Here is a 13,260-nt window from a genome sequence, read left to right as displayed (position 1 = left end):
GTCGTCAAGGAATGATGGCCGCAGTGTTGGTTCGATCCATGACCCAGAAGAGGAATTTCGACGTGATCAAGAAGCAGAACCTTCGCATCAATGTGCTTGCCGCCGCCGTGCTGTCGATGACGGCCGTCGGTGCCGTCCACGCCGCCGGCCTGCCGACCCGTGAGCCGGTGCGCCAGGCCAGCACCGCCCAACCGGGGACCGAGCGCATCATCGTCAAGTACCGTGCCGGCGCTGCTGCCGCCACCGACCGCTCGGCGAAGCTGTCCACCGTGCAGTCCGCACTGACCCGTGCCAGCCTGTCCGGCGGCACCTCCCGTGCCAGTACCCTCGGCCCGCAGGTGGTACGCAAGCTCGCTACCGGTGCGGACCTCATCCGTGTGCAGGGCCGCCTGGCCCCGGCCGAACTGCAGCGCGTACTGAAGGAACTGCAGGCCGACCCGTCGGTGCAGTACGCCGAAGCCGACGTGAAGCTGCGCCGCAGCGAACTGCGTGCCGGCAACGTACAGCCGGCGCTGGTGCCGAACGATCCCTTCTACCAGCAGAACCAGTGGCATCTGCACAATGCGGTCGGCGGCATCAACGCACCGGCGGCGTGGGATGTCTCGCAGGGCGAGGGCATCGTGGTGGCGGTGATCGACACCGGCATCCTGCCGCAGCATCCGGATCTGGTCGGCAACCTGCTGGAAGGCTACGACTTCATCAGCGATGCGGAGACCTCGCGGCGCCCGACCAACGATCGCGTGCCGGGTGCGCAGGACTACGGTGATTGGGTCGAGAACGACAACGAGTGCTACGACGGCTCGCTGGCCGATGACAGTTCCTGGCACGGCACCCACGTCGCTGGCACCGTGGCCGAGCAGACCAACAACGGCGTCGGCATGGCCGGTGTCGCCTACAAGGCCAAGGTGCTGCCGGTGCGCGTGCTGGGCAAGTGTGGCGGCTACCTGTCCGACATCGCTGATGCGGTGGTCTGGGCATCGGGTGGCACGGTGACCGGCATCCCGGCCAACACCAATCCGGCCGAGATCATCAACATGAGCCTGGGTGGCGGTGGCGCCTGCGCCAGCACCTACCAGGACGCGATCAACGGCGCGATCTCGCGCGGTACCACCGTGGTGGTGGCTGCCGGCAATGAAACCGACAACGCGTCCAAGTACCAGCCGGCCAGCTGCGAGGGCGTGGTGACCGTGGGTGCCACCCGCATCACCGGTGGCATCACCTACTACTCCAACTACGGTACCCGCGTGGACCTGTCCGGTCCGGGTGGCGGCGGTAGTGTCGACGGCAACCCGGGCGGCTACATCTGGCAGACCGGCTCCAATGCGGCCACCACGCCGGAATCGGGAACGCCGGGCTACATGGGCATGGGCGGTACCTCGATGGCCTCGCCGCATGTGGCCGCCGTTGCCGCACTGGTGCAGAGCGCACTGATCGCCAAGGGCAAGGATCCGTTGACCCCGGCGGCGATGCGTACCCTGCTGAAGGAAACCGCGCGTCCGTTCCCGGTCGCCATTCCGGCGGCGACCCCGATCGGTACCGGTATCCTCGACGCCAAGGCCGCGCTGGCCAAGGCACTGGAAGAACCGTGCACCGAGAACTGCGGGCCGGTGGCCACGCCGCTGACCAACAAGGCCGCCGTCGGTGGCCTGAACGGTGCTGCCGCCAGCAGTCGCCTGTACAGCTTCGAGGCTGCCGCCGGCAAGCAGCTCAGCGTGATCACCTACGGTGGCACCGGCAATGTCTCGGTCTACATCGCCCAGGGACGTGAACCGAGCGACAGCGACAATGATGCCAAGTCCACCCGTCCGGGCACCTCCGAGACGGTGCGGGTAGCCAAGCCGGTGGCGGCGACCTACTACATCAAGGTCGTGGGCGAAGCGGCCTACAACGGCGTGAGCATCCTTGCCACGCAATAAGCTCGAACTGTCGTAGTTGAATGGCCGACGCCCGTCACCCCGTGTGACGGGCTTCGTCTTTTTACGAAAGGTTGCGGAGGGGCGGCGGAAAACATGGCTTAACTGTTAAAGTCGGACCGATTGACAGGAGAGTCATGTGAACGCGCTTGCTGCAACCGCTGCCGACACCGCCGAAGGCCGCATCCTGGATGCGCTGCTGGCGCGTGGCCGGTTGAAGGAAAGCGATCTGGCACGGGCGCGGCCGCTGCATGCCGAAGCCGGTGGCAGCCTGCTCGGGCTGCTGGTGCGGCTGGGCCTGGTCTCCGAACGCGACCAGGCGCAGGCCAGCGCCGAGGTGCTGGGCCTGCCGCTGCTGGAGGGCAAGCAGTTGCCCGAGGCACCGCCGCAGGGGCTGGCCGAGGGCCTGCCGCTGTCGCTGCGCTTCCTCAAGCAGTTCCACGTGTGCCCGTTGGCGCTGGATGAACAGGGCGTGCAGCTGTGGCTGGCCGACGCCCACGATCCCTATCCGCAGCAGGCCGTGCAGCTGGCGCTGGGAGTACCGGTGACGCCGGTGCTGGGCATGCGTGCGGAAATCGATGACCTGGTCGAGCGCTGGTTCGGCCAGGGCCGCAGTGCGATGGGCGCGATCGTCGAAACCGCCGACGGCGAGGGCGGTGCGGTCGACGACATCGAACACCTGCGCGACCTCGCTTCGGAAGCACCGGTGATCCGCCTGGTCAACCTGGTGATCCAGCGTGCGGTGGAGCTGCGCGCTTCGGACATCCATGTCGAACCGTTCGAAAGCCGGCTGAAGGTGCGCTACCGCGTCGACGGCGTACTGGTGGAAGGCGAAAGCCCGCCGGCCAATCTCACCGCCGCGGTGATCAGCCGCATCAAGATCATGGCCCGGCTCAACATCGCCGAGCGCCGCCTGCCGCAGGATGGCCGCATCATGTTGCGCGTGCAGGGCAAGGAACTGGACCTGCGTGTCAGCACCGTGCCGACCGCGCACGGCGAAAGCGTGGTGATGCGATTGCTGGACCGCGAAACCGTGGTGTTCGATTTCCACCGGCTCGGCTTCACCGATGCGTTCCTGCCGCAGTTCCGCAAGGTGCTGGAGCAGCCGCACGGCATCCTGCTGGTGACCGGCCCGACCGGCTCGGGCAAGACCACCACGCTGTATACCGCGCTGAGCCAGCTCAACACGGCCGACGTCAAGATCATCACGGTCGAAGATCCGGTGGAATACCAGATCGAAGGCATCAACCAGATCCAGGCCAAGCCGCAGATCGGCCTCGACTTCGCCAACGCCCTGCGCAGCATCGTGCGCCAGGACCCGGACATCATCATGATCGGCGAAATGCGCGATCTGGAAACCGCGCGCATCGCGATCCAGTCGGCGCTGACCGGCCACCTGGTGCTGTCCACCCTGCATACCAACAATGCGGCCGGCGGCATCACCCGCCTGCTCGACATGGGCGTGGAAGACTACCTGCTCACCTCCACCATCAACGGCATCCTCGCCCAGCGCCTGGTGCGCCGCCTGGAACCGACCCACGCCGAGCGCTACGAAGCCTCGCCGGAAGAGATCGAACGCTTCGAGCTGCGCCGCCTGCAGCCGCAGGGAACGATCCACCTGTACCGCCCGAAGCCCTCGGCGCTGGCACCGACCGGGTACCTGGGGCGCACCACCATCATGGAATTCCTGGTGATGAACGATGCGCTGCGGCGTGCCGTGATGCGCCGTGATGGCATGGGCGAGATCGAGCGCATCGCCCGCGAGGCCGGCATGCGCACCATGTACGAGGATGGCCTGTGCAAGGCGCTGAGCGGGCAGACGACCCTCGAGGAAGTGCTGCGCGTGACCGAGGAAAGCTGATGCGCGCGGGACGCAGGGGCTGACATGCCGAACTACCGCTACAAGGCGCTCAACACGCACGGCGAGATCTTCGACGGGCAGATGGAAGCGGCCAGCGAGGCCGAGCTGGTCGCGCGGCTGCAGGACCAGGGTCACCTGCCGATGGAGACGCAGCTGGCTGACGGCGGCGCGATCGGCGGCAGCACCTGGCGCAACCTGTTCCGCCAGCGCCCGCTGCAGGGCGCGGCACTGCTGCAGTTCACCCAGCAGCTGGCGACCCTGCTCGGTGCCGGCCAGCCGCTGGACCGCGCGCTGTCGATCCTGCTCGGCCTGCCGGAAGACGAACGCTCGCGCCGCGCGATCACCGATATCCGCGACGTGGTGCGCGGTGGCGCACCACTGTCCACCGCACTGGAGCGCCAGCATGGGTTGTTCTCGCGCCTGTACGTGAACATGGTGCGCGCCGGCGAGGCCGGTGGCAGCCTGCACGACACGCTGCAGCGCCTGGCCGACTACCTTGAACGCAGCCGTGCGCTGCAGGGCAAGGTGATCAACGCGCTGGTCTATCCGGCCATCCTGCTGGTGGTGGTGGGCGGTGCACTGTTGTTCCTGCTCGGCTATGTGGTGCCGCAGTTCGCGCAGATGTACGAGAGCCTGGACGTGGCGCTGCCGTGGTTCACCAACGCGGTGCTGCAGCTGGGCCTGTTCGTGCGTGACTGGTGGGTGCTGTTGCTGGTGGTGCCCGCGGTGCTGGCATTGTTCTTCGAACGCAAGGCCCGGCAACCGGTGTTCCGGCTGGCGCTGGATGGCTGGCTGCTGCAGCGGCGCGGCATCGGCCGCCTGCTGGGCGAATTGGAAACCGCACGGCTGGCGCGCACGCTGGGTACGCTGCTGCGCAATGGCGTGCCACTGCTGGGCGCGCTGGGCATCGCCCGCAACGTACTGGGCAACCGTGCGTTGGCTGCCGACGTCGAGGCCGCCGCCGACGAAGTAAAGAACGGCACCGGCCTGTCGTTGGCACTGTCGCGCGGCAAGCGATTCCCGCGCCTGGCCCTGCAGATGATCCAGGTCGGCGAGGAGTCCGGCGCACTCGATACCATGCTGCTGAAGGCGGCCGATACCTTCGAACAGGACAGCGCGCGCCGCATCGACCGCCTTCTCGCTGCGATGGTGCCGGCGATCACCCTGGTGCTGGCCTCGGTGGTCGGTGCAGTCATCGTTGCCGTGCTGGTGCCGCTGTACGACCTGACCAATGCCATCGGTTGACGATGGATCCCGCAACCCCGAAACCCCGTTACTGAAAGGACCGACCATGATTGCTTCCCGTCGACCGATCCGCCTTTCCTTCACCGCCGCGCGCAACCAGTCGGGCATGAGCCTGCTGGAAATCATCATCGTCATCGTGCTGATCGGTGCGGTGCTGACCCTGGTCGCCAGCCGCGTGCTGGGCGGTGCAGATCGCGGCAAGGCCAACATCGCCAAGGCGCAGGTGCAGACCGTTGCGTCCAAGGTCGACAACTACCAGATCGATACCGGCAAGCTGCCCGGCTCGCTCAACGATCTGGTGACCGCACCGGCGGGCGTCGGTGGCTGGCTGGGCCCGTATGCCAAGCCGGCTGACCTGAACGACCCGTGGGGCCACGCGCTGGAATACCGTGCGCCGGGTGAGGGCCAGCCCTACGAGCTGATCAGCCTCGGCAAGGATGGCAAGGCCGGCGGCAGCAGCGTCGACGCCGACATCCGTTACCAGCCGTAATCCTGCATGACGCATTTCCTGCCGCGCCGGCTGCCTCGCCCGCGCCTGCACGGCAGGCGCGCAGCAGGCTTGTCGCTGCTGGAGATGCTGCTGGTGATCGCGCTGATCGCAGCGATCGGCCTGATCACCGCTGCCGGCCTGTCACGTGGTTTTGCCGGCATACAATTGCGCAGCGCTGGCAAGGACATTGCCAACCAGCTGCGCGTGGTGCGGGCGCAGGCGATCGCCCGCGGCGAGCCGCAGCGCTTCGTGATCGAACCGGCGCGACGCCGCTGGGAAGGTGCCAATCAACGCCAGGGTGATGTGCCCGCGCAGCTGCAGGTGCAGTTCGAAGGCGCCGCGCAGCTGGCCACCGCACCGGGGCAGGGCGTGATCGAGTTCCATCCCGATGGGGGTTCCAGCGGTGGCCGCATCCGCCTGCAGCGCGACGGTGCCGAGTGGCGCATCGATGTTGGCTGGTTGACCGGCGAAGTGCGCTCAGGCCCATGGCGGGCGCAATGAAGCGGCGTGCGCGTGGCTTCACCCTGCTGGAAGTGATCATCGCCTTCGCCCTGCTCGGGTTGGCGCTGACGCTGTTGCTGGGCAGCCTCTCCGGTGGGGCGAAACAGGTACGTGAGGCCGGGCTGCGCACGCGTGCGGTGCTGCATGCGCAGTCGCTGCTGGCCGAGGCCGGTGTCGCCGCGCCCCTGCAGGTCGGCCACCAGCAGGGCGACTGGGAGCAGGGCCGCTACCACTGGGAACTGCAGGTGCAGCCGTGGGTGGAGCCACGTGCCGGTAGCGTGGTCCAGTCACAGTCGCCGGGCGCGCCCTGGCTGGCCGAGCTGCAGCTGCAGGTGCGCTGGGGCGACAGCGAGCGTGAACAACTGCGCTGGCGCAGCCTGCGCCTGTTGCCGCCGGATCTGGAGAGCGCGCGATGAAGCGGCGCGCTGCGGGTTTCACCCTGATCGAGGTGATGCTGGCCACGGTGCTGCTGGCCGCTGGCCTGGCACTGGCATTTGCCAGCGTGCGTTCGGCGATGGCGGTCAGCCAGCGCGGCGAGCAGATCGCCGCCGAGAGCGAGCGCATGCGCGCGGTGCAGGCGCTGCTGCGGCGGCAGCTGGCCGGCGCGCTGCGCACGCCGCTGGAAGTGCCCGATCCGACCCGTGAGCCGATCTTCTTCCAGGGCGAGGAGCAGCGCATGCTGTTCGCCGCCGATCTGCCTGGCTATCTCGGCCGCGGCGGACCCTACCTGCATGCGTTGCAGGTGGACGGTCGCACGGGTCAGCAGCGCCTGCTGCTGGACCTGGTGCTGCTGCAGGAGGGCGAGCGCATCGCCGAGACGCCACCGCGTCCACCGGAAGTGCTGGTGGACGGCCTGAAGTCGGTGCAGCTGCGTTATCGAGGCATCGACGCCAGCACCGGCCAGGTGACCGAGTGGCTGCCGCGTTGGGACGATACCCGGCGCCTGCCGATGCTGGTGGAAGTACAGATCGTGCCGGCCAAGGGCGCGCCCTGGCCGGTATTGGTGGTGGCGCCGCGTGCCGGTGGCAGCGGAGGTGCGCGATGAGGCGGCAGGACGGTGCCGCGCTGGTGCTGGTGTTGTGGCTGATCGCGTTGATGACTGCGCTGGTCGGCGTCTTTGCACTGAGCGCGCGGGTCGAGCACCTTCAGCAGCGGGTGCTCGATGACGACGCGCGCGGCCAGGAACGTGCACGGGCGGGCCTGGAATATGCCTTGATGCGCCTGTCCGCCGATCCGCAGCGGGCGCCATGGCGGGCCGATGGCCGTATCTATCGCTGGACGTTCGATGACGCCAGCATCGAAATCAAAGTGCTGGACGAGAACGGCAAGATCAACCTGAATCTGGCCGACGTGGCCCTGCTGACGGGCTTTCTCAAGGCGTTGGGTGAAGAGGAAGGGGTCGCGCGGCAGCTGGCCGGTGCCATCGTCGACTGGCGCGACGAGGACAGTCTGCTGCAGCCTGGTGGCGGCGCTGAAGCACCCGACTATGCCGCAGCCGGGTTGCCGTATGGCCCGCGCAACAAGCGTTTCGAGACCCTGGGCGAACTGCAGCGGGTGCTTGGCCTGCCGGGACCGTTGTACCAGAAGATGCTGCCGCACCTGACCCTGTACAGCCGCCAGGCACGCCCGGATCCCCAGTTCGCCAGTGCGCCGGTGCTGACCGCGTTGGGGCTGGATGCCGACACCGTGCTGGCCCAGCGCGCACAGCAGGAGCGTGATGCCGATACCGCTGCGGGTGCGACAACGCTTGCCAGCAGCAGTGGCACCTATAGTATCGAGTCCCGTGTCATCGACGGCAGTGGACGCCGGTCGGTGTTGCAGGCAGTGGTACGCAATGGCTCGGGCGGGGTTCCCGGGCGGTCCTACACAGTGCTTCGCTGGGAGCAGGGAATGACAGCAAGATGACGGCTTGGCAGGACAGTGTGCGGCAGGTTCAGGGTCGGATCGGCCCGGGCGCTGGCCGCTTCCTGCGCTGGTGGCGGCAATCGCTGCTGGCGTGGGTGCCGGCACGTTGGCAGTGGGCGCTGGGTTGGGCGCAGGCGCGCCTGCTGCTGCAGCGCCAGGGTGACCACCTGCAGGTCTGGCGAGAGGCCGGTGAGCGCCGCGAAGCGGTAGCAACCTTGCCGTGGCCGCTGTCGCCGGCCGAACTGGACCGCGTGCTGGAGCCGCGCCTGCGCAGCCTGCCGCGGGTATGGCTGTTGCCGGCCAGTGAAGTGCTGCGCCGCCATCTTCGCCTGCCGGCTGCGGCCGGCGACCGCCTGCGCGCGGTGGTTGGTTTCGAGATCGACCGGCAGACACCGTTTGAATCCAGCCAGGTCAGCTATGACGTGCGCGAACTGGGCAGCGCCGCTGAAGGCCAGTTGCAGGTTGAACTGATCGCCTGGCCGCTGCGCCAGCTCGAGGCCTGGCGTGGCAGCGTCGGCGAATGGGCCGATACGTTGGCCGCCGTCGATGCGATCGATGTGCAGGGCGATCCGCTGCACGTGAATCTGCTGCCGCCTGCGCAGCGCCAGCTGCGACCGGACCCGATGCGGCGCTGGAACCTGCTGTTGGCCCTGGCGGCACTGGTGATGCTGGTGCTGGCCGCCCTGCAGCTGCTGGACAACCGGCGTGCCGCCGCCGATGAACTGCGTGCCCAGGTTGAGCGCAGCGCGCGCAGTGCACGCGGCGTGGCCAGTGAGCGTGCACAGCTGCAGTCGCTGATCGACGGTGCCGCGTTCCTGGAAAAGCAACGCAGCCAACGTGCAGGCACGGTGGAAATCTGGAATGAACTGACCCGGCGCCTGCCGGAGGGCACCTACCTGGAAAAGCTGGCCATCGAGAACAACAACCTGCAGTTGATCGGGCTCAGCCGCGAGGCCTCGCAGCTGGTGCAGCTACTGCAGGATGCACCGCAATGGCGCAAGGTCAATCTGACCGGCGTGCTGCAGGCCGATGGTGCGGCCAGTGGCCGTGACCGCTTCACAATGACTGCCGAACTGCAGCCGTTGGCGGCCGTGGCTCCGACCCGGGAGGCGGCCGATGCCGATGCCAAGCGCACGCCGTGATCGCTGGCTGGCACTGGCACTGCTGCTGGCAGTGCTGGGCATGGCCTACCTGTTGCTGGTGCATCCCTGGTTCACCCAGCCGCTACGCGAAATCGATGCCGACGTGGCGGCCCTGCGCGAGCGCGAGCAGCGTGTGCAGGTGCAGCTGCAGCAGCAACCGCAGATCGAACAGCGGCTGCGTGCCACCCGTGAAGCCCTGCAGCAACGGCCGGGCTTCCTGCGTGAAGCCACCGCCGAAGCAGCGGCGGCCGCGCTTGGCGCGAAGCTGCAGGATGCCGTGGCGATGGCCAGTCCGGGCAACCGCAGCTGCACCATCAGCAACCGCACCCCGCTGACCGACAACCGCCGCGACGCCGAGTTCGTCCGCGTCGCCATGCAGGTACGGCTGCGTTGCGGTGTGGCCGAACTGGCCACGGTGCTGCACAGCCTGGAAACCGGCAGCCCGCGTCTGTTCGTCGACAACCTCAACCTGATCGCACAGCGTTTCCAGCAATCGCCGAACGAATCCGGGCTTGGCCTGGACGTGTCGTTCGAACTGGCCGGCTACCTGCTGCCCGGTGCTGCGGCCGATGGCGCTGCACCGGCACCTGCCGCCGAACCGGCCGTTACGCCGCAACCGCCCTCGGTCGTACCTGCACCCGCACCCGCCTCCGTACCGGCCGCGCCGGTAGAGGGTCAGGAGGTGGCCGATGAAACTTGAGCAGATCAGTCTGCGTACCGGCTTCCTGCTGGCATTGGCAGGCTGGGCGGCAGCGGTCTGGCTGGCTACCGGCTTCGGTCTGGGCAGCCAGTTGCCGGGCGGCGATGGCGGTGCCGACGCAGCGCCAACGCTGCCGGGCCTGCCGCCGCTGGCTGCCGAACGCATGGCCAGTGCTGAAAGCTACAGCGCGATCGGCGAGCGTCCGTTGTTCGCCGAGGACCGCAAGCCGAAGCCCTACCTGCTCGGTGGCAGCGAACCTGCCGCCAGCGCTGCATTGCGCTTGACCGGCGTGCTGCTGACCGGCGATTTCGGCATGGCCACCTTCACCACCGAACAGAACCGCTCACTGCGCCTGCGCCTCAATGGCGAAGCCGTGGATGGATGGCAGCTGGTGGCACTGCAGCCGCGCCAGGCCACCGTGATCGGTCCCGGTGGCAACCAGGTGCTGGAACTGGCGGTATTCAACGGGCAGGGCGGCGAGCCGCCGACCGTGCTGCGCGGCGCCAATGGAGCGCCGCCGGCAGGTGCGATCGTCGTGCCGCCTCCGGCAGGGGCTCCGCCGCCGCCACCGCCGGCCGCCGCAGCAACAGCACAGCAGGCGCCAGGTGGCGCTGCCGCCACCGTGGCTGCACCGGCTGCCGCCACGCCTCCCGCCAACACCAACGGCCCCAGCGAAGCGCAGATGCAGGCCATCCGCGAACGCATCCAGGCCCGCCGCCGCCAGCTGCAGCAACAGCAGCAGCAACAACCGTCGCCGCCCCCGGGCGATGGCACCAACCGATAGAGTGAATGCATGAACCTGCGTTTCCTTCCCTGGTCCTTTGCCCTCGCGCTGCTGGTTGGCTGCAGCACGGTGTCCGCGCCGCACGTGCAACGCAAAGGCAACCTGTCGTCCACGACCGATGCCGGCCAAGCGACGGAAGTGGCTGCCGATGCCGCCCGTGACGCTCAAGGCGCGCCTCAGGCGGTGATCCGCCGCGGCACCGGCACCATGATCAACCGCGAAGCAGCGCGTGCGCCGGCGCCGGCACTGCACAGCGCCAGCACCGGCGAGGCGACCTTCAACTTCGAGGGCGAATCGGTGCATGCGGTGGTCAAGGCCATCCTCGGCGACATGCTCGGGCAGAACTACGTGATCGCACCGGGCGTGCAGGGCACGGTCACTCTGGCCACGCCGAAGCCGGTATCGCCGGCGCAGGCACTGAATCTGCTGGAAATGGTGCTGGGCTGGAACAACGCACGCATGGTGTACAGCGGTGGTCGCTACAACATCGTCGCTGCCGACCAGGCATTGGCGGGTACGGTCGCACCGAGCACGGCCCCGGCCGCCAGTGCGCGTGGCTTCGAAGTGCGGGTGATCCCGCTGCAGTTCATCTCCGCCACCGAGATGAAGAAGGTGCTGGAGCCGTATGCGCGGCCCAATGCCATCGTCAACGTCGACAGCGGCCGCAATGTGATCACCCTGGGTGGCACCCGCGCGGAGCTGGAAAACTACATGCGCACCGTCGAGATCTTCGACGTCGACTGGCTGTCGGGCATGTCGGTGGGCGTGTTCCCGATCCAGTCGGGCAAGGCCGAGCAGGTCGCGGCCGATCTGGAGAAGGTGTTCGGCGAGGAGAGCAAGACCCCCAGCGCCGGCATGTTCCGCTTCCTGCCGCTGGAGAACGCCAACGCGGTGCTGGTGATTACCCCGCAGGTGCGTTACCTGGACCAGATCCAGCAATGGCTGGACCGCATCGACACTGCGGGTGGCAGCGCCCGGTTGTTCTCCCACGAGCTGCGCTACATCAAGGCACGCGACCTCGCCGAGCGACTCAGCGAAGCCTTCGCCAGCAGCGGCAACCGCGGTGGCTCCAGCCCCGGCTCATTGGCGCCGGGTGCGATCCCGTCGCAGCTGGGCAGCGATGGCGACCGCGGCATGGACGGCAACAACAGCAGCAGTTTTGGTTCGACCCCGGGCAGCAGCTCAAGCGGCAGTGGCAGCGGTGGTGGCGGCATGAACCTGCCGCAGCGCCAGTCGGGCAACGTCAGCGTCAGCCTCGAAGTGGAGGGCGACCGCGTCGGCGTGTCGGCGGTGGAGGAGACCAACACCCTGCTGGTGCGCTCGACCCCGCAGGCGTGGCGTTCGATCCGCGAAGTGATCGAGAAGCTGGACGTGATGCCGCTGCAGGTGCACATCGAAGCGCAGGTGGCCGAAGTCTCGCTCACCGGCGACCTGAAGTACGGCGTGAACTGGTTCTTCGACAATGCGGTGCTGGGGCAGAAGCTGACCAGCGCCCTGGGGGGAGCGACCCTGCCGGCCGCCGCTGGCGGTTCCTGGAGCAGCTTCGCTGGTGCCGTGACCGGTAGCGAAGGCCTTGGCTGGGCGTTCACCGGCCACAACGGTGCGGCAGTGGTGAGCGCGCTGGACAAGGTCACCGATGTTCGCCTGCTGCAGACCCCTTCGGTATTCGTGCGCAACAACGCCGAGGCCACCCTCAACGTGGGCGACAAGGTGCCGATCAACACCACCACGGTGAACACCGGCATTGGCACCAGCAGCTACAGCTCGGTGCAGTACATCGACACCGGCGTGATCCTGAAGGTGCGCCCGCGCGTGACCCGCGACGGCACGGTGTTCCTCGACATCGTGCAGGAAGTGAGCAGCGCCTCGGATGTGCCCGAGAACTGCAACCCGACCGAGCGCAACTGCAACCCGCGCATCTCCACCAAGAAGCTGTCGACTGAAGCGGCGGTTCAGAGCGGCGATACCATCATGCTGGCGGGCCTGATCACCGACTCGGCCACCGACGGCAGCAGCGGCATTCCAGGCCTGAGCCGGATTCCGGTGGTCGGTGCGCTGTTCGGGCAGAAGAGCCGCAACAGCCGTCGTTCGGAGGTGATCGTGCTGTTGACGCCGAGCATCGTGCGCAACAGCCAGGAAGCACGCAATCTGACCGACGAGTACAGCCAGCGTTTCCGCGCGATGGAACCGCTGAACCAGCCGCGCGCAAAGAAGTAAGGGGTTTTCGGCCGGGCTGCGCCCGGCACCCGCAGAGGCCAGAGCTGGAGCAACAGCAACAGCAACAGCAACAGCAACAGCGGGTTTACTGAGGGGGGGCGGGGCGGTGTGGGTTGGCAGGACACGCCGTAAACCCGTCCTTGGGGGCTCGATGGCGCCATCCATGGCGCCAACGGTCCTGCCAACCCACACCGCCCCACCTCTGACAGATTCCTGCGGCTGTTGGTAGGTGTCGACCTTGGTCGACACGGTAGATCCACGCCATGCGTGGATGAATCTCCATCGAAATCGAATATTTCGACAATGGAACGAAGAGCATCCACGCATGGCGTGGATCTACTGCAGGTCGCGAGAAACTGTCGAAGGCGGGGTGGGTCCGGTTGCGGGGGTGTCCGCGGCATGGATGCCGCGGCCAAGCCCCCATGGGTGAGGGCGCTTTGCTTGCGAAGCACTGCTTCGCAAGCGCCCGAACGCACAGCCGCCAGCGGCCGGGCCGGCCTGG

The 13,260-nt window shown here is 67.8% G+C and carries 12 protein-coding genes; all 12 read left to right on the top strand.

The features are described from left to right. The first annotated feature begins 62 nt into the window (after positions 1-62). The 12 genes from ABR323_RS02495 (at position 63) to gspD (ending at position 12,758) form a co-directional block, all read left to right on the top strand. Positions 63-1,916 (top strand): S8 family peptidase, encoded by a 1,854-nt coding sequence (locus ABR323_RS02495; RefSeq protein WP_439448172.1) that lies wholly within the window; start codon positions 63-65, stop codon positions 1,914-1,916. 136 nt (positions 1,917-2,052) lie between these two features. Next, entirely contained in the window at positions 2,053-3,774 is a 1,722-nt protein-coding gene (gspE, locus tag ABR323_RS02490) for a type II secretion system ATPase GspE (RefSeq protein WP_135272255.1), read from the top strand. 24 nt (positions 3,775-3,798) lie between these two features. Further along, a complete protein-coding gene (xpsF, locus tag ABR323_RS02485) occupies positions 3,799-5,019 on the top strand; it encodes a type II secretion system protein XpsF (protein ID WP_004142828.1) in 1,221 nt (406 codons plus the stop codon). Between the two features lie 46 nt (positions 5,020-5,065). After that, positions 5,066-5,509, top strand: coding sequence for a type II secretion system major pseudopilin GspG (gspG, locus tag ABR323_RS02480; RefSeq protein WP_004142831.1), 444 nt, complete (start codon positions 5,066-5,068; stop codon positions 5,507-5,509). A gap of 6 nt (positions 5,510-5,515) precedes the next feature. After that, a complete protein-coding gene (gene xpsH, locus ABR323_RS02475; protein ID WP_439448067.1) occupies positions 5,516-6,010 on the top strand; it encodes a type II secretion system protein XpsH in 495 nt (164 codons plus the stop codon). After that, on the top strand, positions 6,007-6,426 hold the full coding sequence (gene xpsI, locus ABR323_RS02470; RefSeq protein ID WP_135272258.1) for a type II secretion system protein XpsI: 420 nt from the start codon (positions 6,007-6,009) through the stop codon (positions 6,424-6,426). Before xpsH ends, xpsI begins: the two co-directional genes overlap by 4 nt. After that, complete coding sequence (locus tag ABR323_RS02465; protein ID WP_135272259.1) at positions 6,423-7,055, top strand: type II secretion system protein J; 633 nt, start codon at positions 6,423-6,425, stop codon at positions 7,053-7,055. The genes xpsI and ABR323_RS02465 overlap by 4 nt, the downstream gene beginning before the upstream one ends. Continuing rightward, positions 7,052-7,915, top strand: a complete 864-nt coding sequence (locus ABR323_RS02460; protein WP_439448066.1) for a general secretion pathway protein GspK — start codon at positions 7,052-7,054, stop codon at positions 7,913-7,915. The genes ABR323_RS02465 and ABR323_RS02460 overlap by 4 nt, the downstream gene beginning before the upstream one ends. Next, positions 7,912-9,057, top strand: coding sequence for a PilN domain-containing protein (locus tag ABR323_RS02455; protein WP_439448065.1), 1,146 nt, complete (start codon positions 7,912-7,914; stop codon positions 9,055-9,057). Before ABR323_RS02460 ends, ABR323_RS02455 begins: the two co-directional genes overlap by 4 nt. Then, positions 9,032-9,757 carry a type II secretion system protein GspM gene (gene gspM / locus ABR323_RS02450; protein ID WP_439448064.1) on the top strand — a complete coding sequence of 242 codons (726 nt, stop codon included), beginning with the start codon at positions 9,032-9,034 and terminating at the stop codon, positions 9,755-9,757. Before ABR323_RS02455 ends, gspM begins: the two co-directional genes overlap by 26 nt. Beyond that, positions 9,747-10,541 carry a hypothetical protein gene (locus ABR323_RS02445; protein ID WP_439448063.1) on the top strand — a complete coding sequence of 265 codons (795 nt, stop codon included), beginning with the start codon at positions 9,747-9,749 and terminating at the stop codon, positions 10,539-10,541. Before gspM ends, ABR323_RS02445 begins: the two co-directional genes overlap by 11 nt. A gap of 9 nt (positions 10,542-10,550) precedes the next feature. Further along, entirely contained in the window at positions 10,551-12,758 is a 2,208-nt protein-coding gene (gene gspD, locus ABR323_RS02440; protein WP_439448062.1) for a type II secretion system secretin GspD, read from the top strand. Positions 12,759-13,260: the final 502 nt, after the last annotated feature.

Source organism: Stenotrophomonas sp. ATs4 (genome assembly GCF_051861585.1).
Lineage (GTDB): Bacteria > Pseudomonadota > Gammaproteobacteria > Xanthomonadales > Xanthomonadaceae > Stenotrophomonas > Stenotrophomonas maltophilia_AS.
The sequence above is the reverse complement of the archived record's forward strand: the minus strand, read 5'-3'. Positions and strand labels throughout refer to the sequence as shown.

Coding starts and splice junctions, on each gene's coding strand:
- ABR323_RS02455 (WP_439448065.1), top strand. CDS start 7,912: ATGACGGCTTGGCAGGACAGTGTGCGGCAGGTTCAGGGTCGGATCGGC.
- ABR323_RS02445 (WP_439448063.1), top strand. CDS start 9,747: ATGAAACTTGAGCAGATCAGTCTGCGTACCGGCTTCCTGCTGGCATTG.
- gspG (WP_004142831.1), top strand. CDS start 5,066: ATGATTGCTTCCCGTCGACCGATCCGCCTTTCCTTCACCGCCGCGCGC.
- ABR323_RS02460 (WP_439448066.1), top strand. CDS start 7,052: ATGAGGCGGCAGGACGGTGCCGCGCTGGTGCTGGTGTTGTGGCTGATC.
- gspM (WP_439448064.1), top strand. CDS start 9,032: ATGCCGATGCCAAGCGCACGCCGTGATCGCTGGCTGGCACTGGCACTG.
- gspD (WP_439448062.1), top strand. CDS start 10,551: ATGAACCTGCGTTTCCTTCCCTGGTCCTTTGCCCTCGCGCTGCTGGTT.
- xpsI (WP_135272258.1), top strand. CDS start 6,007: ATGAAGCGGCGTGCGCGTGGCTTCACCCTGCTGGAAGTGATCATCGCC.
- xpsF (WP_004142828.1), top strand. CDS start 3,799: ATGCCGAACTACCGCTACAAGGCGCTCAACACGCACGGCGAGATCTTC.
- ABR323_RS02465 (WP_135272259.1), top strand. CDS start 6,423: ATGAAGCGGCGCGCTGCGGGTTTCACCCTGATCGAGGTGATGCTGGCC.
- xpsH (WP_439448067.1), top strand. CDS start 5,516: ATGACGCATTTCCTGCCGCGCCGGCTGCCTCGCCCGCGCCTGCACGGC.